General features: G+C 63.3%; 20 protein-coding genes. 3 read left to right on the forward strand and 17 right to left on the reverse strand.

Features of this window, described 5'->3' with window-relative positions; all coding sequences use genetic code 11:
- Positions 1–11: 11 nt before the first annotated feature.
- The 7 genes from AC3EML_RS28495 to AC3EML_RS28525 form a co-directional block, all read right to left on the reverse strand.
- Positions 12–773, reverse strand: a complete 762-nt coding sequence (locus AC3EML_RS28495) for a hypothetical protein (protein WP_023686315.1) — start codon at positions 771–773, stop codon at positions 12–14.
- Entirely contained in the window at positions 770–1,648 is an 879-nt protein-coding gene (locus AC3EML_RS28500; RefSeq protein ID WP_023833549.1) for a glycosyltransferase family 2 protein, read from the reverse strand. The genes AC3EML_RS28495 and AC3EML_RS28500 overlap by 4 nt, the downstream gene beginning before the upstream one ends.
- Positions 1,641–2,576, reverse strand: a complete 936-nt coding sequence (locus AC3EML_RS28505) for a glycosyltransferase family 2 protein (RefSeq protein ID WP_023686317.1) — start codon at positions 2,574–2,576, stop codon at positions 1,641–1,643. The genes AC3EML_RS28500 and AC3EML_RS28505 overlap by 8 nt, the downstream gene beginning before the upstream one ends.
- A 101-nt stretch (positions 2,577–2,677) precedes the next feature.
- Positions 2,678–3,562, reverse strand: coding sequence for a transglutaminase family protein (locus AC3EML_RS28510; protein ID WP_023683456.1), 885 nt, complete (start codon positions 3,560–3,562; stop codon positions 2,678–2,680).
- Between the two features lies 1 nt (position 3,563).
- Positions 3,564–5,975, reverse strand: coding sequence for a circularly permuted type 2 ATP-grasp protein (locus tag AC3EML_RS28515; RefSeq protein ID WP_023696879.1), 2,412 nt, complete (start codon positions 5,973–5,975; stop codon positions 3,564–3,566).
- A 6-nt stretch (positions 5,976–5,981) separates the two neighbouring features.
- Complete coding sequence (locus AC3EML_RS28520; RefSeq protein WP_488505361.1) at positions 5,982–9,341, reverse strand: transglutaminase family protein; 3,360 nt, start codon at positions 9,339–9,341, stop codon at positions 5,982–5,984.
- A 248-nt stretch (positions 9,342–9,589) separates the two neighbouring features.
- On the reverse strand, positions 9,590–10,786 hold the full coding sequence (locus tag AC3EML_RS28525) for an acyl-CoA dehydrogenase (RefSeq protein ID WP_352521391.1): 1,197 nt from the start codon (positions 10,784–10,786) through the stop codon (positions 9,590–9,592).
- Between the two features lie 106 nt (positions 10,787–10,892).
- On the opposite strand from AC3EML_RS28525, the gene AC3EML_RS28530 reads away from it, so the two are divergent.
- A complete protein-coding gene (locus AC3EML_RS28530) occupies positions 10,893–11,804 on the forward strand; it encodes a LysR family transcriptional regulator (RefSeq protein WP_352518370.1) in 912 nt (303 codons plus the stop codon).
- Between the two features lie 11 nt (positions 11,805–11,815).
- On the opposite strand, the gene AC3EML_RS28535 is transcribed toward AC3EML_RS28530, so the two are convergent.
- The 9 genes from AC3EML_RS28535 to AC3EML_RS28575 form a co-directional block, all read right to left on the reverse strand.
- Complete coding sequence (locus tag AC3EML_RS28535) at positions 11,816–11,998, reverse strand: hypothetical protein (RefSeq protein WP_023714001.1); 183 nt, start codon at positions 11,996–11,998, stop codon at positions 11,816–11,818.
- Between the two features lie 65 nt (positions 11,999–12,063).
- Positions 12,064–14,385: a Tex family protein gene (locus AC3EML_RS28540; protein ID WP_352521393.1), complete on the reverse strand. Its 2,322-nt coding sequence runs from the start codon at positions 14,383–14,385 to the stop codon at positions 12,064–12,066.
- A 114-nt stretch (positions 14,386–14,499) separates the two neighbouring features.
- Positions 14,500–15,681 carry a serine hydrolase domain-containing protein gene (locus AC3EML_RS28545; protein ID WP_023686323.1) on the reverse strand — a complete coding sequence of 394 codons (1,182 nt, stop codon included), beginning with the start codon at positions 15,679–15,681 and terminating at the stop codon, positions 14,500–14,502.
- A 33-nt stretch (positions 15,682–15,714) separates the two neighbouring features.
- Positions 15,715–16,911, reverse strand: coding sequence for a serine hydrolase domain-containing protein (locus AC3EML_RS28550; RefSeq protein ID WP_352521394.1), 1,197 nt, complete (start codon positions 16,909–16,911; stop codon positions 15,715–15,717).
- Positions 16,912–16,973: 62 nt separating this feature from the next.
- Positions 16,974–18,008, reverse strand: coding sequence for an ABC transporter substrate-binding protein (locus AC3EML_RS28555; protein WP_023804756.1), 1,035 nt, complete (start codon positions 18,006–18,008; stop codon positions 16,974–16,976).
- Positions 18,009–18,031: 23 nt separating this feature from the next.
- Entirely contained in the window at positions 18,032–18,832 is an 801-nt protein-coding gene (locus tag AC3EML_RS28560; RefSeq protein ID WP_023671766.1) for an ABC transporter permease, read from the reverse strand.
- Entirely contained in the window at positions 18,825–19,745 is a 921-nt protein-coding gene (locus tag AC3EML_RS28565) for an ABC transporter permease (RefSeq protein WP_023691712.1), read from the reverse strand. The genes AC3EML_RS28560 and AC3EML_RS28565 overlap by 8 nt, the downstream gene beginning before the upstream one ends.
- Positions 19,746–19,747: 2 nt before the next feature.
- Positions 19,748–20,848 (reverse strand): ABC transporter ATP-binding protein, encoded by a 1,101-nt coding sequence (locus tag AC3EML_RS28570; protein ID WP_488500335.1) that lies wholly within the window; start codon positions 20,846–20,848, stop codon positions 19,748–19,750.
- 156 nt (positions 20,849–21,004) lie between these two features.
- Positions 21,005–22,684 carry an amidohydrolase gene (locus AC3EML_RS28575; RefSeq protein WP_352521395.1) on the reverse strand — a complete coding sequence of 560 codons (1,680 nt, stop codon included), beginning with the start codon at positions 22,682–22,684 and terminating at the stop codon, positions 21,005–21,007.
- Between the two features lie 277 nt (positions 22,685–22,961).
- Here AC3EML_RS28575 and AC3EML_RS28580 point away from each other — a divergent pair, with 277 nt between their 5' ends.
- Positions 22,962–23,615 carry a TetR/AcrR family transcriptional regulator gene (locus AC3EML_RS28580; RefSeq protein ID WP_023686329.1) on the forward strand — a complete coding sequence of 218 codons (654 nt, stop codon included), beginning with the start codon at positions 22,962–22,964 and terminating at the stop codon, positions 23,613–23,615.
- Between the two features lie 24 nt (positions 23,616–23,639).
- On the forward strand, positions 23,640–24,671 hold the full coding sequence (locus tag AC3EML_RS28585; RefSeq protein WP_352521396.1) for a histone deacetylase family protein: 1,032 nt from the start codon (positions 23,640–23,642) through the stop codon (positions 24,669–24,671).
- A 90-nt stretch (positions 24,672–24,761) separates the two neighbouring features.
- On the opposite strand, the gene AC3EML_RS28590 is transcribed toward AC3EML_RS28585, so the two are convergent.
- The gene (locus AC3EML_RS28590) at positions 24,762–25,955 is read right to left on the reverse strand and encodes a TMEM43 family protein (protein ID WP_352521397.1); all 1,194 of its coding nucleotides are present in this window, start codon (positions 25,953–25,955) and stop codon (positions 24,762–24,764) included.
- Positions 25,956–25,995: the final 40 nt, after the last annotated feature.

Here is a 25,995-nt window from a genome sequence, read left to right on the forward strand (position 1 = left end):
CCACCCCGTTGCTATGGAATGTGGTCGGGTCCACCAATGGTGGCACCAGCCGGCACGGCCATCCAGAGGCCGCCATCGTCGACGTGAGGCGGATGGTAGTCGCGCCCGGGCGGAATCTGTTCGAACACGGCCCCTGCCTCATCGGCAAGGTAGTCATAGCCCACATCCTGCAGGAGCCCCTTTGGATCCAGGTGGTGGTAGAGATTGCGGCGGGCGATCCGCCGCTTCGGCTCCATCATCTTTAAATGATAGAGGTTGAGCCCGCTGTTGCGGGCCTTGAAACCAAGATCGGGAGGATACCAGAGCCCGTGCAGGTCCTCTGGTCGGTACTTCGCCGGATCGTAGGCTCTGAACAGACGATACTGGAACTTTTCGGCCCACAGCCCGTCGACCCGGTACTCGGTCGGCGAATACAATTCGCGGAGCCGGAACCCCCAGGCCATGCGCCTGTAATCCCCCGTCAGCTGTCCGATCCGCTCCGCGGTACCGCGTTCCAGCCGCTCATCGGGATCAATAGCCAGGATCCAGTCGGCGGCAGCTTCATGCGCTGCGTCGAGCAAGATCCGCCGCCGCTGCGGCTCGCTGCTGAACACGCCGGTCGCCCCGCGATCGTCATAGGCAATCCAGCCGTCAACTACCGGATCGATATTGGTGATCAGATCGGCAACCAGATGCGCGTCATAACGATAGCTGAAAACTGCGACCGTTCTCTGCCGCGTCCAGAACAGTCGGCTCCGTCGCCAGCGTCGAGGCTTGATTTGGCTCGTTATCATTTTCTTGTTGCCGCTTTCACGCGATTTCGCACGCCAATATAGACACCCACGGATTTGACCAGCAGGGCAAGCCAGACAATTGGCATCGACATCATCGCGAAAGTTCGATCCCGATCGGAAAGCCCGATCTTCGCCAGCTTGCGGGCATTCCGCCGATCGCGAAACGTGTCGCGAAAACACCGAAACGGAGTGTTCAGGGCGGACGCTGCGAGGTAATCGCCGCGGCGACAGCCGCGCCTGTACTGATCGGCAAGCAATCTGGACAGCCGGGTTTCGTTGCGATGAACGGTTTGCACCTTAGACTCCCACACCGGCTGCAGTTCCTGCGGCAGCCGCCCCAGGAATTCGGTGTCTTCGGCAGCAGGCATGGTTTCATCGAACAAGCCAAATTCATCGAACAGCCGCCGATCGAACGACACGCCGTAACGCAGCGCACGATCCGACGGCAGACCGGGAAGCCGTCGCATGAACATGATCAGATGAGCCGCACAGGCGATCAGATTGCGCGGATGGCTATTCACCATCGCGCTCGCCACGGCGCGGTCGCCAGCCAGATGCCGCTGCATCCGTGCCTCGGCCCAGCCCGAACAGGCGAGGCAATCATCGGCAAGAAAGGCAACGAAAGGCGCTTTGGTGGCCGCAATGCCGAGGTTGCGGGCTGCGCCTACAAACAGCCTTCGACCGACCTCGATCACTGGCACCTTGACCCCGGCGCCGGTCAGCAGCGCCAGGACCTCGCCTCCGCCCGAGTTGACCACCATGATCTCGAGCGGCTCATCCTGATCCAGCAGGGATGTCACCGCCTCGACGATTTGAGCCGGCGCGCGATAGCCGATGACAATGACGGCAAGCTGCGGCGGGGCTGATTCAGGCACGTTGCAACTGGACGCGCGGAGAGGAAAACCAGCGCCGCAGCGCCAGCTTCAGCTGGTAGCGCCTGCAACGCCAGGTGTTCGACCGCACCTTCGGCGCCGCCGCCGCGATCCTCAGGAACCGCGCCGCCGTCTCCAGATCGCCGCGCGCATAGTGAACCCGGGCGATCTTGAGGGCGACCAGCCCCTCCCTGGTCTTTAGCGACGACAGTGGGATGCCACAGTCAGTCAGCTCGCGCAGCGCCAGCCGCCAGTCGAGAAAGCGGCGCACCGGCCTGGTGATGAAGCGATCATCGGAACGCACTGCCGAAACGTGGTAGATCATGACGGGATGCACGATCAGGGCAAGCGACGCCCTGCCCATCAGCCTGGACCAGAACAGCGTGTCCTCGTCATAGGCAAGCCCGGTCGGGAAGCGCGTGTCGCCGACGACGCGCCGGGAAACCAGCGCACTGCCCACGGCGATCGAGCGAATGTGACCTTCCAGATAGGCCGAGGCATTGGCTATACCGTCTTCTATGTAGCCGGCTGGAAGCTTGAGGTTCCGGTTCTCGCCATCGGTGCGCCGACGGTAGGCGCCGATCACCATGTCGGCGGCCGGTTGCTCCCCCGCCCGGACCAGCATCGACCGCAGCCCGCCCTCCAGATGCAAGTCGTCGGCGTCGATCAGGTAGATCCAGGAGCATTGCGCCTGCGCCAGCGCCACATTGCGGGAGCCGCCCGCGTCCCGGCAGCTGCTCTTGAGCACGCGCAACGGCAACGAGAATTGCGTGGCGGCATTCAGCGCGGCTTCTGCCGTCCCGTCCGAGGAGGAATCGTCGACCAGCAGCACCTCGCCGATAACCTCGGCTTCGGAACGAAGCGAGGCCAGCGTGGCCGCAATGGTTGCCGCCGCATTGTGCGCCGGGATGATGACACTGATTGCCGTCAATACCGAACTCCGCATCAGCATGCCTGCCGACCGATCCTCCCCGAAGTTTCGACCGAGCATAACGGGCATGGCCGTTGTTGAGAAGCTGTGCTTCGAGGCTGTCAGGCCTTCTCGAGCGCGACCGGGATGACGTCGACGGCCTGGTCGCCGACCTGGCCGCCGGTGGTTTTCAGCACGCCGACGATCGGAGCCACGTCGGAATAGTCGCGGCCATAGCCAACGGTGATGTGGTCGTTGCTGGCCCGCATGCCATTGGTCGGGTCGAATTCCTGCCAGCCGGCATCGCGCCCACACCACACCTTGACCCAGGCATGCATGGCATCGGCGCCTTCGAGCCGCGGCTTCCCTTTCGGGGGAATGGTGCGCAGGAAGCCGCTGACATAACCCGCAGGAATACCTAGCCCGCGCAGGCCGGCGATCATGATGTGGGAGAAGTCCTGGCACACGCCCCGCTTCAAACGGAAGGCATCGCTGGCCCCGGTACGCACCGTGGTCGCTTCCCCGTCATAGGTGAAGTCGCGGTGGATGCGGTTGCACAGATCGATGGCCATGCCGACCGTCGAGCCGCCGGCGCTGTCGCGGGCATAGGCGGTGATCGCCGCATCGATGCCGGCATGATCGCTGGCGGCGAGAAAGTGATGCGGTGCATCCGGCGCCAGTGACCGTACGGCGCCGAGTTCTTCCCGCAGGCGCTGCAGATCGGGCGACACGTCGAGCCCAGGCTCCGGCCGTGACACCGACACGCGCGCGCTCATTCTGATGTCGAGCCCGTCATGGACGTCGCGAAAGGCGATCGCGGTGACATTGTTGCCGAAGAAATCGGCAAAATCCGTGCGCTCCGATGGGGTCGGCACAAACGAAAGCGAGGCCGCGATCACGCGCTGCACGCCGGCAATGGTCGGCGGCAATACACGCACCTGATGCCGGCTGCCACCGGCCGCGGCGTCATAATCGTAGCTGAGATGAAGCCTGATATCGTACAGCATGTTAACCGAAATACGCTTTAGCCAGGCTGCTATAGAGGTTGCCGATCTCAGTTGCGAGATCGTCCAGCACCTCCGCCGACATCTCCGATGGCTCCATGACGGCAATTGCCGTGTTGAGCTGCAGGATTTCCTTGGCCGCGACCGACATATGCCCCTCCGGCCCAACCGATGGCAACAGGCCGATCTCCGCCTTCAGCCGTTCGAGCTGGAACAGGATCGAGCGCGGGTTGAGTGGGTCGAGCGCCAAGAGGTCGATCACCGTGCGCCGTCCGGCCCGCACCGGATATTGCCGGCGGTGGGTCATGACGCTGTCGCCGATCTCCAGCATCATGTCGAGCGAGCCGTCCGGCGCACCGGACCTTGTCAGTCGGGCTAGCGTACGGGCGATCTGGATGCCGCGCTCGATCCGCCGGCCGATCTCGAGGAAACGCCAGCCGGTGAAACGGTACATATTCTCGTGCAACAGGCCAGAGAAACCGGCGAGCTTGCGCAGCATGACCGTCATCGCCCGTGTCGCGTCGTCACCCGGCGCCACCGTGGTGGCGAACTGATGAATGGTCTTCGACAGGTCCTTCAGCGCCAGCCAGCCATCGGGCGAAAAGCGGTCGCGGATCTGTCCGGCGCTGTAGACGGCGCTGTCCAGCGTGCCGATCAATCCGGGCGGAATGGCCGCTTCGAGATCGATGCCGAAGGGTTCGAGATAGTCCCTGATATCGGCGAGCAGCAGCATGTCAGGATCGGACGTCTCGGCCAGCCGCACATGATAGGCGCGCAGGATACGCACCGTATCTTCCGAACGCTCGATATAGCGGCCGAGCCAGGTCAGGTTTTCCGCCGCGCGGCTGGGCAGGCTGCCCGGCATGGTGCGGACGAAGCTGTCATGCTCCTGCGGCAGCAGCGTCTCGCGCTCGACCGACCGGTCGCTGACCACCCAGACGTCGGCCGCCTGGCCGCCGCGCTGCATGGCGATGGCCGTCGGGTCGAGCGAAAGGCCGACACGGGCGAAACCGCCGGGCATTACCGTCCAGCCATCGGGCGTGCGCGCGAGATAAACGCGCAGGCTTGCCGGCCGTGGCTCCAGCCAGCCGCCGACATAGACCGGCGTCGTCGACAGCGTCACCGCTTCCTGGCCGACGAAACCGCTGCCATCGCTCTCGATGCGCGCGATCAGCGCGATGCGTTCCTCCGGCGTCAGTGCCGAACCGAGCCTGGTCTGGCCGTCATCCTCAAAGGCCAGCCGCGTCGACAGCGCCGGACCGATCACCATGCGATCGATATTGGCAAGCACATGGGCCCGTTCGGTTGCTTGCCCGCACCACCAGGTCGCCACGCTTGGCAACAGAAGTTCTTCGCCGCGCAATGCGCGCGAAATCTTCGGCAGGAAAGCGAGCAGCGCCCGGGTTTCCATCAAGCCCGAACCCAGCGCATTGACCGTCGAAACCGTGCCGCGGCGGATCGCCTCGACCAGCCCCGGGGTGCCGATATGCGAGTCTGGCCGCAGTTCCAGCGGATCGGCGAAGGCGGCATCGAGCCGCCGCCACAGCACGCTGATCGGCATCAGCCCCGAAACCGTGCGCACCATCAGCTTGCCGCCGGCGACGGTCAGATCCTCGCCCTCGAGCAGCATGATGCCGAGATAGCGGGCGATATAGGCGTGCTCGTAATAGGTCTCGTTGAGCGGCCCCGGCGTCAGAATGGCGACGCGGCCGTCATTCTCCTTCGCCATGCCGATCAGAGCATCGCGAAAGCGACGGAAGAAACCGGCCAGGCGATGCACATGCATCTCGCCATAGATGTCGGACAAAGCCCGCGTCGTGGCGACGCGGTTTTCCAGCGCAAAGCCGGCGCCCGACGGTGCCTGCGTGCGGTCGCCCAGCACCCACCAGCTTCCATCCGGTCCACGGCCGAGCTCGAAGGCGCAAAAATGCAGGAAATGACCGCTGGCCGGCATGGTGCCGACGACGGGGCGCAAATATTCGGGGCTCGCGGCAATCAGGCCTGCCGGCAGGATTCCCTTCTCGATCAGCCGGTTCGGCCCGTAAATATCAGCGACTATCTCCTCGAAAAGCTCGGCGCGCTGGACGAGACCGGCGCTGATCCCGGCCCATTCCTTGTCTTCGATCAGCAGCGGGATATGCGCCAGTGGCCATTCGCGCTCGTTGGCGCCGGCCTTGTCGTAGACGCGATAATAAACGCCGGCGTCGCGCAGATACTGGTCGGCGCGGGCAAAGCGCTGGCCCAGCTTTTCGGGACCCAGCTCCTCCAGCGCCTCGATGAAGGGCGCCCAGGCCGGACGCGGATGGCCCGAAGCATCGACCATCTCGTCGACGACGCCGTCAATCGGCTGGTAGTGCTCCAGCAGACTGTGCCTCAGCGGCTTGCCGCGGACCTTTTTCTGATTCCCCTTTGCCATCGCTGATCAGACTCTTGCTGGCCGCCTGAGGTCAAGGGTCATGGGGAAGTCTTCAGAGGCTTCTTCATTGCGCAGCACATAGGCCGACGGCGTATGGCCGCGCGGCTCGAAGCGGGCGAGACGCCTCGCCTCGGCCTCATTGCCGTTGACCGGGAACGTGTCGTAGCTGCGCCCACCTGGATGCGCGACATGGTAGACGCAGCCGCCCACCGCCCGCCCCGACCAACGGTCGTAAATGTCGAAGACCAAAGGCGTGTTGACCGGCAGCGCCGGATGCAGGCCCGACGAAGGCTGCCAGGCCTTGAAGCGCACACCGGCCACCGCGACCTCGCGATTGTCGGTGACCTTCATCGGCACGACTCGGCCATTGCAGACAATGGCATGACGTTCCGGGTTGAGGCCTTCGGTCCTGACCTGCAGCCGTTCGACCGAGGAATTGACGAAGCGCACGGTGCCGCCGATGGCGCCTTGCTCACCCATCACATGCCACGGCTCCAGCGCCTGCCGCAGTTCCAGCTTGATGCCGGCATGCTGGACTTCGCCGCAGAACGGAAAGCGGAACTCCAGCTGGGCATCGAACCATTCCGGCCGGAATTCGAAACCGTTGAGCTTGAGGTCGTCGAGCATGTCGAGGAAATCCGCCCAGACATAATGCGGCAGCATGAAACGGTCATGGAGCGAGGTGCCCCAGCGCACGAAGCGGCCATCAAGCGGGTTGTTCCACGCACGGGCGATGATGGCGCGTACCAGCAATTGCTGCGCCAGCGACATGCGCGCATTGGGCGGCATCTCGAAACCGCGGAACTCAACAAGCCCAAGCCGGCCGGTCGGGCCATCGGGCGAAAACAGCTTGTCGATGCAGATTTCCGAGCGGTGCGTATTGCCGGTGACATCGGTCAACAGGTTGCGAAACAGTCGGTCGACCAGCCAAGGCAGCGGTGGGTTGCCCTGGCCCGGGTGCGGCACCTGCGCCATCGCGATCTCGAGTTCGTAAAGCGAATCGTGCCGCGCCTCGTCGAAGCGCGGCGCCTGGCTGGTCGGGCCGATGAACAGGCCGGAGAATAGATAGGACAGCGACGGGCGCCGCTGCCATTGCAGCACCAGGCTCTTCAACAGATCGGGCCGGCGCAGGAACGGGCTGTCATTGGGCGTCGCGCCGCCGACGACGACATGGTTGCCCCCGCCGGTACCGGTGTGGCGGCCGTCGATCATGAACTTGTCGGCGCCAAGCCGCGTCTGCCGTGCTTCCTCGTAGATCGCCGTCGTCGTCGCCAAGCAGTCCTGCCAGTTGGCAGCCGGATGGATGTTGACCTCGATGACGCCGGGATCGGGTGCCACCCTGATGACGTTGAGGCGCGGATCGTGCGGCGGTCCATAGCCTTCGATATGCACGGGAAGGCCGATCGCCTTGGCCGCGTTTTCGGCGGCTGCGACGAGTTCGAGATAGTCTTCCAGCGCCTCGACCGGCGGCATGAACACGCACAGCCGCCCGTCGCGTGGCTCGACCGAAAGTGCTGTACGCACCGCGCCGCCGATCTCGGTGATCTCCTGTTCGACCCTATCCTGCTGGCCGGTCGTCGCCGTGAAAGAAATCGCCTGCTGGCGTCGTGCCATCTCGTCGGCGCCTTCCAGCTCGGCCGGAGCCGGTTCTGGCAGTATGGCTTCCCGCGCCGGCAGCGGTCCACGCGGCAGCGACGGATCGACCGGCACAATATAGGGGAACTGCGCCGGCGGCACATAGGGCAGCGTGCCCAGCGGCAGGCGGTAACCGACAGGGGAATCGCCCGGCACCAGGAACAGCCGCCCGCGCCGGGTCTTCCACTTCTCCGAGCGCCAGCGCGGGTCCGAAGCCTGGCTGTTCCAGCGCTGCACCGGCAGCACGTAGCCCGACGGCTTGGTCAGCCCGCGCTCGAACACTTTCGCCATGCGGCTGCGCTCTTCCGGGTCTTCCAGCTTGGAGTTGGACGGATCGACATTGTCGGGCAGCTTGCCTTCTTTCAGCAGCCATTCGGCCGGGTCCTCATAGGCCTCGCTGACCATCGCCTTGTCGATGCCGAGTTCGCCGGCGATTGCCGTCAGCAAGCTCTCGGCCTGCTGCGGCCCCACCTTTGCGTCGCTCTTTTCGCGTGCGATCAGCGACGGATCGCTCCACACCGGCTGGCCGTCGGTGCGCCAATAGAGCGAAAAGGTCCAGCGCGGCAGGCTTTCGCCCGGATACCATTTGCCCTGGCCGTAGTGGAGGAAGCCGCCCGGCGCGAAGCGTTCGCGCAATTTACGGATCAGCGCATCGGCCTTTTCGCGCTTGGTCGGGCCGACGGCGGCGGTGTTCCACTCGGCGGACTCGAAATCGTCGATCGACACAAAGGTCGGCTCGCCGCCCATTGTCAGCCTGACATCACCCGCTTGAAGTGCGGCGTCGACCTTGTTGCCCAGCGCATCCAGCGCCTGCCAACTCTCATCCGAAAACGGCTTGGTGATGCGCGGATGTTCGGCAATGCGGTCGACACGCATGTCGAAGCCGAACTCGACATTGGCAAAGCTCGCAATGCCGGAAATGGGCGCGGCGTTGCGGAAATGCGGCGTGGCCGCCAGCGGCACATGGCTTTCGCCGGTGAGCAGGCCGGACGTCGGATCGAAGCCGATCCAGCCGGCGCCCGGCAGATAGACCTCGCACCAGGCGTGCAGGTCGGTGAAGTCGACGGCGGTTCCGGCTGGGCCATCGAGCGCGACCAGATCGGGCTTCAGCTGGATCAGATAGCCTGAGACGAAACGCGCGGCGAGGCCTAGATTCCTGAGGATTTGCACCAGCAGCCAGCTCGAATCCCGGCACGATCCCTTTTTCGCGGCCAGCGTTTCCTCCGGCGAGAACACGCCGGTTTCCATCCGCACGATATAAGCGATCTCCCGCTGCAGCCGCGCATTGAGGTCGACGACGAAATTGACGGTGTTGGTGGCGCTACGGTCGATGGTTGCGAGGAAAGCAGACAGCAGCGGCCCCGCCGGCTCCGGCGTGCGGTAGATGGCGAGATCGTCCCTGATGTCTTCGGGGTACTCGAACGGGAGGGTCTCGGCCGATGGCTCGACGAAGAAATCGAACGGATTGTAGACCGTCATGTCGGCGACGAGGTCGACCTCGATCTTCAATTCCGTCACCGGCTCCGGGAAGACGAAGCGGGCCAGGAAATTGCCGTAGGGGTCCTGCTGCAGATTGACGAAGTGGTTCGCCGGCCCGACCTTCAGCGAATGGCTGAGCACCTTGGTGCGGGAATGCGGTGCCGGCTGCAGCCTGATGACCTGGGGCCCGAGAACCACCGGCCGGTCGTATTTGTAATGGGTCAGGTGGTAGACGGCTGCCAGTATTGCCATGGGGCCCCGGAGATCGGCGTTTCTTCAGCCGAACCCTGACACATCTATTGGCCATTCTCCAAGCAGAGATGTTGCGCTGCACCTAAATTAAGCAGCCGAAGCCGGCTACGCTGTGTCGAGATTCAGGTCAGGCCGAGTCGAAAATGGCTGATACCGAGAACCGGAGCAGAGCGTACTTTTGGTACGCGAGCACCGGAAGCGCAGGTATCGGCCATTTGCAGGCCGGCCTCACTTGAATTCGGCACAGCTTAGAAAAACGCCTGTATCCCCGTCTGAGCCCTGCCAAGGATCAGCGCATGCACGTCATGCGTGCCTTCATAGGTGTTGACCGTCTCCAGGTTCTGCGCGTGGCGCATGACGTGGTAGCCGATCTGGATGCCGTTGCCGCCATGCATGTCGCGGGCCTGGCGGGCGATGTCGAGCGCCTTGCCGCAATTGTTGCGCTTGACGATCGAGATCATCTCCGGTGCCATCTTGCCCTCGTCCATCAGCCTTCCGACCCGCAAGCTGGCCTGCAGGCCCAGCGCGATCTCGGTCTGCATGTCGGCGAGCTTCTTCTGGAACAGCTGCGTGCCGGCGAGCGGCTTGCCGAACTGCTTGCGGTCGAGGCCATATTGCCGCGCCCGGCGCCAGCAATCGTCGGCCGCGCCCATCGCGCCCCAGGAAATGCCGTAGCGCGCGCGGTTGAGGCAGCCGAACGGACCGCCGAGGCCCCTGGCGTTGGGCAGCAGCGCATCTTCGCCAACCTCGACGCCTTCCATCACCACTTCGCCGGTGATCGACGCGCGAAGGCTGAGCTTGCCGCCGATCTTCGGTGCCGAAAGCCCCTTCATGCCCTTTTCCAGCACGAAGCCGCGGATTTCGTCCTTGCCGTTGTCGCCCTTGAGCTTCGCCCAGACGACGAACACATCGGCGATCGGCGCGTTGGAGATCCACATTTTCGAGCCGGAAATCCTGTACCCGTTCGCGGTCTTCTCGGCCCGCGTCTTCATACCGCCGGGATCGGAACCCGCATCCGGTTCGGTCAGGCCGAAGCAGCCGATCCATTCGCCGGAGGCCAGCTTCGGCAGGTATCTCTTGCGCTGCTCTTCCGTGCCATAGGCATGGATGGGGTACATCACCAGCGACGATTGCACCGACATCATCGAGCGGTAGCCGGAATCGACCCGCTCGACCTCGCGCGCCACCAACCCGTAGGTGACGTAATTGGCGCCGAGCCCGCCATATTCCTCAGGGATGGTGATGCCGAGCAGGCCGGCCTCGCCCATCTCGCGAAAGATGCCGGCATCGGTCTTTTCCTCGAGATAGGCCTCCTCGATGCGCGGCGCGAGCTTGTCGGCGGCAAAGGCGGCCGCGCCATCGCGCACCATGCGCTCATCCTCGGAAAGCTGGTTCTCGATCAGGAAGGGGTCTTCCCAAACGAACGCGTTCTTGTCGGCGGCCATGGCTTCGCTCTCTCCCAAAATCTTGAAGTGCTCGGGCTTATCCGCCTTCGCTTCGGAAAAATCAAACAAAATTGCATCACCGATCAATGAGGTTTAGTAATGGATCATGAACGTCCAACGCCGGCTTTTGCCCAGCACCAGCGCCCTTGCCGCCTTCGAGGCCGTGGCCCGCCTTGGCTCCTTCACCGCTGCCGCCCAGGAACTCGATTTGACCCAAGGGGCCGTCAGCCGCCAGATAGCCCTTCTGGAGGAACAGTTCGGCCGCCGGCTGTTCGAGCGCGACAGCCGCAATGTTCGGATGTCCACGGCGGGCGAAATCTATGCCGAAGCCGTGCGGGCGGCACTCGGGCAATTGCGCGACGCCGCGCTCGGATTGATGAGCAATCGGCATAGCGGCATGCTGAACCTCGCCATACTGCCGACCTTCGGCACGCGCTGGCTGATGCCGCTGATCCCGGATTTCGTCGCAGAAAACCCTGACATCACCATCAACTTTGTCACCCGCATCGGCCGCTTCGACTTCGCCCGCGAGCGGCTCGACGCCGCCATCCATCATGGCCAGCCCGACTGGCCGGACGCCGACTCCACGCTTCTGATGCGCGAGACCGTAATGCCGGTGGTCTCGCCAGACTTCCTTGCCAGCCGCGATATCACCACGGCGGCCGACATCAGCCGCCTGCCGCTGCTGCACATGGCGACGCGTCCCGGGGCCTGGGGCGAATGGTTCGAGGAACAGGGCTTGAGCGCACCGATCGGACCCGGCATGCAGTTCGAGCAATTCGGCACCGTTGCCCAAGCCTGCATGGCGGGGCTTGGCGTCGCGCTCCTGCCGCAAGTTCTTATCGCCGGCGAATTGCAGCGCGGTCAGCTCGTGCAGGCGCCGGGACAGCCGATGCAAAGCCGCAGCGCCTACTACCTCGTCGTCCCGAACGACAAGCGCGGCCACCCGCCCGTCGTCAGCTTTCGCGACTGGCTGCTGGGCCAGGTTGAGAAGGAACCGGCCGTTCTGGCCTGGTAGCTACTTCCGCTTCATCGGCTCGGTTTCCGGCTGGAAGCGCAGCGTTTTTGCGACTTGCGTTCGGCAACTTTCGCATCGAGCTTGCTTTTGATCCGGGCGAAAGCCTGGTCTCCATCGACCGAACTGCCACTCGCCATGCCCCCGTCCCAAAGACGCCCCAACTCTTGGACACTCACTTTCTCGAAACTTGCCATATCGCGCGTATCTCCACACAAGGATGGTAGATAACGCTCTAGCGATTGCAAGGAACCATTCGAGGCTACTTCCGCTTCAAGGCATCGGCCAGCGCCGCACCAAACGCGCCTTGCTGTGCCGGTCCTTCCGGCTGACGCTGCGGCATCGGCGAAGGTTGCGCCGGCTTGCCGCCGCCATTGTCGCGCGGCCCCTTCGGCGTCCCGCCCTCGCCGCCGTCCTTGCGCATGGACAGCGCGATGCGCTTGCGCTTGATGTCGACATCGACGACCCGCACCTTCACCACATCGCCCGCCTTCACCACCTCATGCGCGTCCTTGATGAAACGATCGGCCAGTTGCGAGACATGCACCAGCCCGTCCTGGTGCACGCCGATATCGACGAAGGCGCCGAAGGCCGCGACATTGGTGACGGTGCCTTCGAGAAGCATGCCGGGCTTCAGATCCTTGATATCGTCGACGCCGTCGGCAAAGGTCGCCGTCTTGAAGCCGGGGCGCGGGTCGCGGCCGGGCTTTTCCAGCTCCGCAATGATGTCGCGCACCGTCGGCAGGCCGAACCGTTCGTCAACGAAGACGCGCGGATCGAGCGCCTTGAGCGCGGCACTGTCTCCCATCAGCGAGCGCACATCGCGACCGCAGGCAGCGACGATCTTCTTGGCCACGCCATAGGCTTCCGGATGGACGGACGAGGCGTCGAGCGGCTCGCTGCCATTGGCAATGCGGAGGAAGCCTGCGGACTGTTCGAACGCGCGCGGGCCGAGCCGCGCTACCTTGAGCAGTTCCTTGCGGCTGGCGAACGGCCCGGTCGCATCGCGATGCGCGACAATGGCATCGGCAAGCGACGCGCCCAGGCCTGACACGCGGGCCAAGAGCGGCGCCGAGGCGGTGTTGAGATCGACGCCGACAGCATTCACCGCGTCCTCCACCACCGCCTCCAGCGAGCGGCCAAGCCGGTACTGGTCGACATCATGCTGGTACTGGCCAACGCCGATCGATTTCGGCTCGATCTTGACCAGTTCGGCGAGCGGGTCCTGCAGGCGCCTGGCGATCGACACCGCACCGCGCAGCGACACGTCGAGCCCGGGAAACTCAGCCGCCGCTGTCGCGGAGGCCGAATAGACCGAGGCGCCGGCTTCGCTGACGATCACCTTGAGCGGCTTTGGCCCACCATCTGAAGGCATGTCGGACAGCATGTCGGCGACCAGCTTTTCAGTCTCGCGGCTGCCGGTGCCGTTGCCAATCGAGATCAGCTCGACCTTGTGCAGGCGGATGAGCTTGGCGAGCTCCGCCTGTGTGCCGCGCACATCGTTCCGCGGCGGAAATGGATAGACCGTCGTCGTCGCCAGCACCTTGCCGGTGCCATCTACCACCGCGACCTTGACGCCGGTGCGGATGCCGGGATCGAGCCCCATGGTCGGACGCGATCCTGCGGGCGCTGCCAGCAGCAAATCCTTGAGGTTGCGTGCAAAGACATGGATCGCCTCTTCCTCCGCCCGCTCGCGCAGGTCACGCATCAAATCGAGCGTCAGGTGCAGCGAAAGCTTGATCCGCCAGGTCCAGCCGGCGACTTCCATCAGCCAGCGGTCGCCCGGCAGGCTGCCGCCGATGGCGTAGGCATTGGCGATCATCCGCTCGACCGGCTTCACCGGCGAGGCATGGTCGGCATCGACCTCGATGTCGAGCGACAACACCTCTTCGTTGCGGCCGCGCAGCATGGCCAGCGCACGGTGGCTCGGAACATTTGCCCAACGCTCGACATGGTCGAAATAGTCGGAGAATTTCGCCCCGGCCTCCTGCTTGCCGTCGACGACACGGGCACGCATGAAAGCGCGCTCCTTCATGTAGGTTCGCAATTTGCCGACCAGATCGGCATTTTCCGCAAACTGTTCCGACAGGATGTCGCGTGCGCCTTCCAGTGCGGCCTTGGCGTCGGCCACATCCTCGGTCACATAAGCCAGCGCCGCCTCGGCGGGCACCAACGACCGGTTGGCCAAAATAGCCTCCGCCAATGGCCCCAGCCTGCGCTCCCGGGCGATCTCGGCCTTGGTGCGGCGCTTGGGCTTGTAGGGCAGGTAGATGTCTTCCAGTTCAGCCTTGGTGGCGGCAGCCACAATTTTGGCCTCAAGTTCGTCGGTCAGCTTGCCCTGCTCGCGAATCGAACCAAGGATCGTATCGCGCCGCGCATCGAGCTCGCGCAGATAGGCCAGCCGCTCGGCAAGGTCGCGCAATTGCGTGTCGTCGAGCCCGCCGGTGACCTCCTTGCGGTAGCGCGCCACGAACGGCACCGTCGCGCCCTCATCGAGCAGCCCTATAGCTGCCGATGCCTGCTCCGACCGCGCCCCGATCTCTGCCGCGATGATGGATGCGATGCGTTTGCTGTCTGCTGCCATGCTGGTCCCTGTCGCAAAGAGCGGCGACCATAGGCGCTGATGTCCGTCCCGCCAACCGCAGTGTTCTCAAGCGTCAAAGAGGTCCACAGGAAAGCGCCTTGCTTTGGCTCGTCCTCAGACCATCCCGCTCAGCGCCTCGAAAAAGGCAACGATCTCGCGTTCGAGCGGATAATCTTCAGGCACCGGCTGCGACCCCATTTTTGCAATCACCACTTCCGTCTTCGGGTTGACGTAGAGCCATTGGCCGTGGATGCCGATGCCGCAGAAGGCGCCGTTTGCCGCCCCCGTCTGGTACCATTTGTTACGGTAACGGCCCTTTGGGAACAGATGCACCATTGTGCCGCGCTGCCAGGCCTCCGCGCTGCCGCCGGCAACGGTCGTATCGCGCACCCAGCCTTCTGGCACGATGCCGCGGCCATTGGCCGTGCCGCCCTGCCGCATCATCTCGCCGATACGCGCCAGGTCGCGCGGCGTCACCGAAATGCCGCCGGCGGTGCGCGCCGTACCTTCCATGTCGACGCCGATCGAAGCCTCGCTGACAGCACCCAGCGGTAGCCACAGTTTCTCGCGCATGAGGTCCGGGAAGCGCTGGCCGGAAGCTCGTTCGAGCAACAGGCCGAGCAGATCGGAATTGGGCGAACGGTAGCGGAAGGTTTTGCCGTGCGGTTCTTCGAGCCGCTGCAAGGTCAGAATGAATTCGCGCAAGCTTTCAGTGCCGCCGCCCGGATTCCACAGCGTAGCGCGACGGTAACGGGCAAAGGCGCTTTCGGGATCGAGATAGGCCTCCTCGAAGTCGAGGCTGACGCTCATATCGAGCACATGCCGGCAGCTTGCATCGGCATAGGCCGAACCGGCGGCTTCCGGAATGTACTGGGTCACCGGCGCTTCCGGGTCGAACACGCCCTCGCCTTCCAGTATTCCGGCGATGATCGCGGTGACCGATTTGCTGATCGAAAAGATGATGTGACGGGCGCCGAAATCCATATTGGGCGCGAACCAGTCGCCGATGACCTTGCCAGCCTTCATCACCGTCAGCGCGTCGCTGCTCGAACGTGTGAGGAATTCGGCCACCGTTTCCGGGGCGCTGGCGATCGAAACCTTTTCGCCGAGCAGGCCGCTCAGGTCCCGCACCGGCGCTTCGACGCTTCCCGGCGTCGCCGCCACGGGAGCGGTCGGCACCAGCTCGCCAAGGTTCTGGAACGACCAGCGGTTGAACGGGCTTTCGCGCCAGTTGGAGAGCAGCACCTCATTGCGGGCAAAGCCGTAGCGGGTCTCGAACGCAGTCTTGCCGGTCATGAACGTTTCCTCAGAGGGATGGTTTGTTGTGGGTCAACCAAGCGCCTTGGCGATGGCGTGCACCGCCTTCAGCGTTGCCACCGAATAGGCGACATTGCTGAAATCCGGATAGCTTGAAAGCTTGACCACGACCATGCCGGTGTCCCAGTCGATATGGATCATCTGCCCGAACACGCCTCGGCACATCAAAGCGCGCGTGCGCGGATTCTCGATCCAGAACTGGTTGCGATAGCTGCCCTCCGGCAGGCTCGGATTGAAGTCCGGCCCATGCTTGCCGTTGCGCGTCGCCTCGATCCAGTCGGCCGGCACGATGCCGCGGCCCTTGTCGAGGATCAGCTGGCCGAAGCGGGCGTAATCGCGCAGCGTCGCGTTGAAGCCGCCATCGGCCAGCGCATAGCCGGCGCTGTCGACCGTGAAGCAAGCGCTTTCGTCGGCGCCGAGCTTCTGCCACAGCTCCTCGGACACCAGCTGCGCCAGACGTTTACCGGTGACCCGCTCCATGATGAAGGCAAGCACGTCGGTCTCGATCGAGCGGTACTCGAACGCGGCGCCATGCGGCCGCACCTTGTCCTTCAGCTGCAGGATCAACTCGAACAGATGCGGCGGCCATTGGAAATCCGGATCGCTGTCCGGCGGCACCGGCTTCCAGCCCGTGGCGACATCAACCTGGCCGATGTCGGAGTAACGGTCGGTGTATTCCTCGGAAAACCGCACGCCGGTGGTCATATCCAGCACATGCTGCACGCTGGCGCCGTCCCAGCCGGTCGCGCCGAGCTCCGGCAGATAGGCGCTCACCGGTTTGGCCGGGTCGATCAAGCCGCGCCCAACCAGAATACCGAACACGGTGCCTGTTACCGACTTCGCCATCGACTGCGACAGATGCAGCGTGCGCTCGGCCATGCCGTTGAAATAGCGCTCATAGGCGACCTTGCCGTCTTTGAGCACCAGGAAGCCGTCCGCGTAGGTCTCGTCGAGCAGGCCAACGAGCGTCGTCGGACGGCCCTTGCTGTCTTCCACCGGCAGCGCGTCGAGATCGGTCTCTGCGCGCTCAAGACGATGGCGATGGCCATTACCGCGCCAGACCTCGATGGTCGGCAGGAATTCGCGGATGTGTTGGAAGGCCCAGCGATTCCATGGCGGCCGGTCCCAGTCGAGCTTCGGCAGCACCATTTGAGGCGGCGAGCCCTGCATGATCGACGGCCGCGGATCGCTGTTGCGATAGGAGTCCATGAAAGCCATTCCGGAAAAGAAAAGACCCGGCGGCGCATGCCGCCGGGTCTGTCAGACTGCGGTTATTTCTGCAGTTCGGTCCAGATCTTGGTGTAGATGTCCTGGATCTCAGGCGCGCACATCTTCTGGAATTCGCCTTGTGCCTTCGCAGCCTCCGGAATGACGACTTCCGGGGCATCCTTCATATCGGCCGGCATGTATTTGTCCGAGCCGGTAATGGCGTTTGCGTAACGGTGGAAGGCCGAGAGGCCGGCCGCGTTTTCCGGATCCATGATGAAGTTCTGGAACAGCTTGGCGTTCTCGACATTTTTGGCTTCCTTGAGAACGACGACGTTATCGCTCCACAGGCCGTAGCCTTCCTTCGGATAATTGTAATGGATGGCCGGATTGGCCAGCCGCTGACGCAGCGCCGAACCGTTCCAGTCGCTGGTCGCCTTGAAGTCGCCGGCGCCCATCTTTTCGATGGTGTTGTATTCCATGGCGATCCAGTTCGGCTTGGCCGCGACAAGCGTGTCGCGCACCTTCTTCAGCACCGTCTTGTCGTCGGTGCACTGCTGGCCGCCGACATATTTGATCGCCGCGAAGATAACGTCATTCATCTCGGGAACGACATTGGTCTTGCCCTTCAGCTCGTCCGGCGTGTTGAAGATGATGCCCCAGCTGTCGGCTGGTCCCTTGTAGGCATCGGTGTTGACGACGACGCCGACGGTGCCCAGCGCCCACGGCACGGAATATTTGCGGCCGGGGTCGAAGTCTGGATTGGCCCATTCCGGCGCCACGTTCTTGAAGTTCTCCATCTTGCCCGGATCGGTCTCCTGCACGAGGCCCTCCTTGATCCAGATCGGCACGTAGGTTTGCGACGGAACGGCGATGTCGAAGCCGGTGCCGCCCTGGCGTACCTTGGCGAGCGCCGTATCGTTGGAATCGTAATCGGTGATGGTCACCTTGACGTTGTATTTGGCTTCGAACTTTTTGATCACGTCGGGGCTGGTATAGTTGCCCCAATTGTAGATGTTCAGCTCGCCATCGGCGCGGGCCAGGCTCGTCGTTGCGAGCAGCGCCAACCCCATGGCGGCTGTCGTTGTTTTCCAGTTCATGGTTTTAGCTCCCATTTGTCGGTTCAGTCTCTTTTCCTGCTGACGAAGAAAAACAACGTGACGATCGCGACCGAAAGCAGCAGGAAGGCGGTCGATATCGCGTTGATCTCAGGCGTGATGCCGCGGCGGATCTGGCCGAGCATGTAGGTGGGCAGCGTATCCTGGCCGCCCGATTTGACAAACTCGGTGATGACGACGTCATCGAGCGAGATGACGAAGGCCAGCATCAGTCCGGCCAGTATGCCGGGCCACAAAAGCGGCAGCGTGATGCGGCGGAAGGTCTTCCAAGGCGTCGCGTACAGATCGGCGGCCGCGCGCTCCAGCGTCAGGTCCATGTTTTCCAGCCGCGCCCGGATCGGCAGATAGGCGAACGGGATGCAGAACGCCGTGTGCGCGGCGATCAGATAGCCAATGCCGGAATAGCCGGTGAAGATCTTGATGCGCGAGAAGAAGATCAGCAGCGCCACGCCCGTGACGATCTCGGGCACCATCAGCGGCTGGTTGATCGCCGCATATTTGAAGGTGAGGCCCGGATAGGACGCGGTGCGCGTGGTGGCGAGCGCGGCCATGGTGGCAAAGATTGTCGACAGCACCGCAGCGACGGCGCCGATCTGGAACGAGCGTAGCGTCGCGTCGATAACTTGCACGTTCTGCCAAGCCGACTGGAACCAGCGCATCGAAAAGCCGCCCCATTCGGACGTCGAGTTCGCCGCGTTGAAGGCATAGGCGACCAGCACGATGATCGGCAGATAGAGCACGATAAAACAGGTCGCAGCGATCACCGTGAAGCCGGTCTGGTGCTTGATGGAAAAGTTCTTAGCCATGCCGCGCCCCCGACTTGCCGGCATTGCGCACATAGGCAAGCAGCGCCACCATGACGATGATCATCACCGTGATCGACAGCGCCGAGCCGAGCGGCCAGTTGCGGCCTTGGCCGAACTGCAATTCGATCAGGTTGGACAGCATCATATTCTTGCCGCCGCCAAGCACGCTCGGCGTCACATAGGCGCCAAGGGCTGGAATGAAGACCAGGATGGAGCCGGCAATGACGCCGGGTTTGACCAGCGGGAAAATGATCTTCCGCAATACCTTGAATCGGGTCGCGTAGAGGTCGTAGCCCGCCTCGACGAGGCGAAAATCAAGCTTCTCCATGCTGGCATAGATCGGCAGCACCATCAGCGGCAGATAGACATAGGCCATGCCGATCAGAATCGCCGTGTCGGTGAAGAGGATCTGCACCGGCGCTGAGACGATACCAAGCTTGATAAGGATGGTGTTGATGATGCCTTCGTTGCGGATGATCTGCAGCACGGCGAAGGTGCGGATCAGAAGGTTGGTCCAGAACGGAATGGTGATCAGGAACAGCCAGAGATCCCTGGTTTTCTCGCTGCGCGTCGCCATGAAATAGGCGGTTGGAAACCCCAATGCCAAAGTGGCGATCGTCGTTATCACCGCCAGCTTGATCGAGCGCCAGAAGATGGTGACATGCGCTGCCGCAAGCGAAAGCGTATCGTCGAAAATGTCGCGTTCCATGAACACCGACAGCCAGGCATCGGGCGAAAACTGCCACTTCACATCGCCATAGGGGCCAGGCGTCAGGAACGAGTAGATCAGCACGATCAGCAAGGGGCCGGTCGCGGCGAGGAAGATCACCAGCAAGGCTGGCGCTGACAGCAGCCACCGGTCGCGCACATCGCGTCGCTCCGCTGCCTTGGCGACTTGTTCCGCGGTCGCCATGATCAGTCCTTCAGCACTTGCGCGGCGTCGTTGCCGATCATGATGCCGATCTGGCCGCCCTGCACGAAGCCGTCACCGGCGCCGCGGCTGTTCTGACGCCGCACGATGAACGGCTCGCCACCGGCAAGGCGCAGATGGAAGTGCGTGTCGGTGCCGAGATAGACGATGTTTTCGACGGTGCCGGACAGCGAAGCGCTCGGGCTGGCCGTGCCCAACTGCGCATGCTCTGGACGCACGACGATGGTGACCTTGCCGCTGGGGCTGAAGCCTTCCGGCAGCGAGGCTGGGATTTCCACACCAGACGGCAGCTTCACCGTCGCCCGGCCACCAGTCGCGCTAACCACATCCGCCTTGAGGAAGTTCAACTCGCCGATGAAGTCGGCGACGAAACGCTCGGCCGGCCGGTCGTAGATGTCGCGCGGCGAGCCGACCTGCAGGATTTTGCCCGACGACATCACCGCGATGCGGTCCGACATGGTCAGCGCTTCCTCCTGGTCGTGGGTGACGAAGATGAAGGTAATTCCGGTCTCGTGCTGCAGCCGCTTCAATTCGATCTGCATTTCCTTGCGCAGCTTGTAGTCGAGCGCCGAGAGCGGTTCGTCGAGCAGGAGCACCTTGGGCTGCGGCGCCAGCGCCCGGGCGAGCGCCACGCGCTGCTGCTGGCCGCCGGAGATCTGGCTGGTTCGGCGACCCGCCAGCGCCTCCATCTTCACCAGTTTCAGCATCTCGGCGACGCGCGCCTTGATCTCGGCCTTCGGCTTGCCCAGCATTTCCAGGCCAAAGCCGATATTGTCGGCGACCGTCATATGCGGGAACAGCGCGTAGGATTGGAAGACGGTGTTGACCGGCCGCTTGAAGGGCGGCAACGGCGCGATGTCCTGACCGTAGAGGAGGATTTCGCCGGCGGTTGGAAAGTCGAAGCCGGCAATCAGCCGCAGCAACGTGGTCTTGCCGCAGCCGGATGGTCCCAGCAGGGTGAAGAACTCATTCTCGCGGATGGATACCGAGACCGTATCGAGGGCAGCAACCTGCCCCTCACCCGATCCGAAAATTTTACTGACGTTTACGACTTCAATTGCATTCCGATCCGGTTTTTCCGGCACGATACGCCTCACTGTTGACCCCGCTCTTGCTGGCGGAGTTTTTCCCCTGTTCGATGTGACCACACGGCCGGTTGGTTGGCAAGTCCGGCATTGAACCACAGTTCAGTCGGTCATTTCGTCTTGCAAGCGGCAAGCTGTGCAAGCCGCATGCCATTGTCAGGCCTGGTAGGTTACCTTGCCACCGCAGACCGTCGTCACCGGTCGCAGCTTGTGCAGATCGGCCGGCGCCGTCTTCTCGATATCGGCCGACAAAACCACCAGATCCGCCATGTAGCCGGGTTTCAGAACGCCTTTGCGATGCTCGGCGAATTCGGCATAGGCGCCCTCGACCGTGTAGGCGGCAATCGCTTCCTGCAGCGAGAAACTCTGGTCAGGATCGCCTTCTGCCCATGGTTTGCGCTGCACTGCCGCCTGAATGCTCAGGATCGGGTCGATCGCTGCCACCGGCCAGTCCGAGGCGAACACGACATGGGCGCCGGCGCTTTTCAGGGTGCGCCAGGCATAGCTCAGCGGCCAGCGGGCCGGCCCGATGCGTGACACCGTCGGCTCCAGCGGAAAATCCATGGCGCCGGGCGGATGCGACGGCTGCATCGAGGCGATGACGCCGAGTTCGGCAAAACGCGGCACGTCGGCTGCTGTGGTGACCTCGATGTGCTCAACCCTGTGCCGGCTGTCGCGCTTGCCATTGACCTTCTGCGCCGCCTCGTAACCGTCGAGCACTGCGCGCACGGCGCCGTCACCGATCGAGTGCACGGCGATCTGCAGCCCGCGTTTGTCGATAGCCACGGCGAGATCGATAAATTGCTGCGGCGTGAACAGCGGCTCGCCGACCCAGTCGGGACGATCCGCATAGGGTTCGACCATAACCGCGGTCCAGGAATCGAGCACGCCGTCATAGAACACCTTGACCATGCCCGATGATAGCCACTCGCTGTCGTAGCGCTCGGCCATGACGGACGCCTTCTCGAGCATGTCGAGCGTCATGAAATTCTTGTAGTGGAACGGGATCTTGACGCGGCAGGGCAGGCCTTCCTCGGCCTCGATCTCGGAAAGCAATTCGAGTTGGTAGAGATTGCCGTCCATGTTCTGGATCGAGGTGATGCCGTGGCGCGCGCACCAGGCAAGTCCGCGCCGCATGATGTCACGGTCAGCGGCCCGCTCGGCGGCCGACGGCATTGGGTCCGGCTCGCCGCCGGTCGACAGCCCCAACCGCACCTGGCTTTCGCCGGCAAGGTCGAGCACCGGACCGAAGGCCTCGCCCTCGCGCAATTCGCCCGCGGCCAGGCCGTCGTCACCCATCACGATCTCGTTGCCCGGACCGAGCGTGCGTCCCTTCAGGATGCCGGCCATCTCCAACGCCTTGGTGTTGGCCCACATCGTATGGTGGTCGGGTGCCGCCATGCAGAAGGGGCGGTCGGGCAGGATGGCGTCGAGATGATGGCGTGTCACCCGCTCGTCGCCGAGCACGGTGTAGTCGACGCCCTGTCCCACAAGCATCTTCGCCTCGGGCCACGTCGTGGCGTAGTCGCGGATGGCGCTTTGAAGCGCCTCGAAGCCATGGATACCGCCGAGTTGAAGGTGCGCGAGCTCAGCCCCTCCCGAGAACAGATGCATGTGGGCTTCGATGAAACCGGGCAGGACCGAACCGCCCTTGGCGTCGATCACGTCTGTGGTCGTTCCCTTGAGTTTTTCGATGGCGGCGTGGTTGCCGATGGCGATGATGGCGCCGTCCTTGACGGCAATCGCCTCGGCGGCGGGATTGTCATCGTCCATGGTCCGCACGCGACCATTGATGACGATCAGATCAGCATTTTGACCCGCACCCGTGACAGACATCGCGACTCCGCGCTTTTGACGACTGGCTGAGACCGACAACCCTCTTGTCCGACAAGCTGCCACTCCGCAGGAGCGGCGTTATCGGACGAAAACTGATGCCAGTGCGCTGTTTCGAAATTCCCCTTGTGATCTCTCAAAACAGCGTGGATAAAAGAATGCGACTAATTATTCGCGTTTGTCAACGTGCCGAATTTCGAATGTATTGTGGACAACACACCACGCCAATGTTGAGACCGGGACCTGTGTTGAAACCGGCAGGGAACGAAGGCATCAATCCGTGAAGCGCAGTCTCAGCCGCGAAACCAGGATGGCGCTCGAACCGCGCAAGCAGCCGCGGCAGGAACGGTCGAGCAAGGTGGTCGACCGGATACTCGACGCGGCTTTGATCCTGACGCGGGAGCAGGGAACCAAGACGCCGACGACGCTCGCCATTGCCCGGCGCGCGGGCCTGTCGGTCGGTTCGGTCTACCAGTACTTTCCCAACAAGGAAGCCATTCTCCTCGACCTCGCCCGGCGCTGGCTGTCGTCGTTTCCCGAGGTGATCGCCAGGCGCATCGAGGTCACCCCACCCACCAACCGCGACGAGTTTCGGCAGGAGGTGCGCAAGCTCTTCATCGATACCTCCAGAATATATCTCGAAAACGCCACCCTGATGCCGGTGATCGAGGCGATATCCGGCAATGCCGACCTCAGGCCGATCCAGGACGAATATGACGAGCAGATCATCGCGCTTTACGCCGCGTGGCTGCAGCACGTGAACCCGGCCCTTGAAGACAAGATCGCCAGCCGACTCGGCGTGCTGATGATGGATGTCGGGCACGCCTGCCGGCTTGTGGGGTTGAAGCGGGATCGCAAGACATACGACCTCATCGAGGACGATGTGGAAAGAATGTGGCTCGCTCTGGTCACCCCCTATCTCAACCTTGACTGATTTCGCTATTTCGAGAGGAAATTCATGAAGACTGTCTATTCGCCGCTTCATGCCGGCCATGCCGGCCAGATGGAACTGGTCACGTCGGCAATCGTGCCGGGTTTCGAAAAGCCATCGCGGGCCGAGTTCATCAAGGCGCGGGTCGAGAGCGAGAATCTGGGGCCGATCATCGGACCGGTCGAGCACGATCTCACAGCCGCCAAGCGCATCCACAAGGCCGACTATATCGACTTCCTGCCGACCGTCTGGCCGGCGTGGAAGGCCGCCGGCTTCGAGGGCACGGCGATGCCCTTCACCTGGCCGACGCGCGGCCTGCGCGGCGACGTGCCACCCAAGCGCGTCGACGCCTTGCTCGGCTACTATTCCTTCGACGCCGGCGCCACCTTCGTCGAAGGCACATGGACCGCGATCAAATCGTCCTATGACGTGGCGCTGACGGCGGCGGCCTTGGTCAAGGGTGGCGAGCGGTCGGCCTTCGCGCTCTGCCGCCCGCCCGGCCATCACGCCGGTGCCGGGTTCATGGGCGGCTACTGCTACATCAACAATGCCGCGGTCGCCGCGCAGTGGTTCCTCGATCAGGGCGCAAAACGCGTCTCGATCCTCGACGTCGACTATCACCACGGCAATGGCACGCAGGAGATCTTCTATGAACGCGCCGACGTGCAGGTTCTCAACCTGCATGGCGATCCCATGGTGGAGTATCCGTTCTTCCTCGGCCATGCCGATGAACGCGGCGCCAGCGCCGGCGAAGGTTTCAACGTCAATTATCCCATGCCCTTCGGCACCAATTGGGACGCCTGGAACGCCTCGCTCGAGGACGCTTGCGCCAAGCTCGCCGCCTACGCCCCCGATATCGTCATCGTGTCGCTCGGCGTCGACACCTTCGAGAAGGACCCGATCAGCCGGTTCAAGCTGAAAAGCCCGGACTATCCGAAGATCGGCCATCGCATCGCCAAGCTCGGCCTGCCGACGCTGTTCGTGATGGAAGGCGGCTACGCCGTCGAGGAGATCGGCATCAACGCCGTCGGCGTGCTCACCGGCTTCGAGGACAAATAGGAAAGCAATTCCAGGACAAGTGTGAAGCGGTTTTCCGGCCGGAATTGCGCCAAAGAGATATGGGGCGGCTCCGGCCGCCCCGACCTCTATCTAGGCGGCCGCCGCCGGGTTGGGCGCAACCACCGGAACGGCTGGCCTTCGCGACCGACCGATACGGTAGACAATCACCGCCGCAATCACGCCTGCCGCCAGGATGGCGAGCGCCAGCAACGGTCGGTACCAGAACCAGGCAATCGCAATCGTCACCGTGCCGACCAGGATCGCCAGGACGAAGGCGATGATGCCGGTGCCCATCCGCGCCATGCTGCCGAGGAAGGGTATGACGTCGAGGATCACCCCGATCGGGCTGAGGAACAGCGCAAAGCCTATGGTCAGCAACAGCAAGCCGGCGCCGCGCAGCAGCCAGGTGATCAGCGTGTTGGCGCTGACCGCGTCGGCGAACATCTTTTCGGCCGGGACGTTGCCGGTATCGACCATCAGCAGCGCATCGCCGGCTTGCGTCTGGTAGGGCTCGAAGCGGCTGCCGGCCTGGCGCGCGATGATACTGATCACGCCCAGCGGCGCCAGTTCGTAGCCGATTCGATAGTCACCCAAAGCGGGCGTCGTGTTGTCATTGCCGAGAAAAATCTTGCCATCGACGATGCTGAGCGGTTTCGTTCCGGTATAGGCAGCCTTTATCGCCGCCGACTGGTCGGCTGAGAGCGAATAGTCCTTGTCACCCTCGATACGGTCCAGCACTGGCGTATTGAGATCGAAGGCGACAAGCTTGCCCTCAGGAATCTGGAAGGTCCGGCCGTGGATTTCCATCGGCGGATTCTGGTGGCCGTCCGGCTTCTTGAAGTCCGACGAGTCGATCTGGCTGTCGTCCCACACCTTGGAATAGCTGTAGGTGGTCACCGTCTCTTCGCCACCGCCGAGCTTCTTGGTCGTCTCCGACTTGGACTCTTCCTTCCACTGATACATCTCGACACTGCGCGACAGCCGCAGCCCTTGCGTGGCGATGCCGAAATCCGGATCCGCCAGGCCGCTGTCCGCCGTCACCAGTCCGCTGACATGAACCAGCTTGCCGTCATTGGCGGTATCGACGCTGTCGGCGCCGACCGAAACCACCGCTCCAGAACCTTCGGCCAGCGAGCGCGCCGTCTGCACGGCGCGGCCTTCGTTCCAGAACAGCCCGATCACCATCAGCACGATCAGGATAAGGCCGAAGATGACCCCGCCGACCGCGCGCTTGATCCGCCCGAACCACGAGACGGATGTGACTTCCCGAAATGAATCGCTCATCGTTTCCCCCGAAACAAAGTTACCCCAGAATTACAACGCG

The organism is Mesorhizobium sp. P170090 (genome assembly GCF_057786115.1).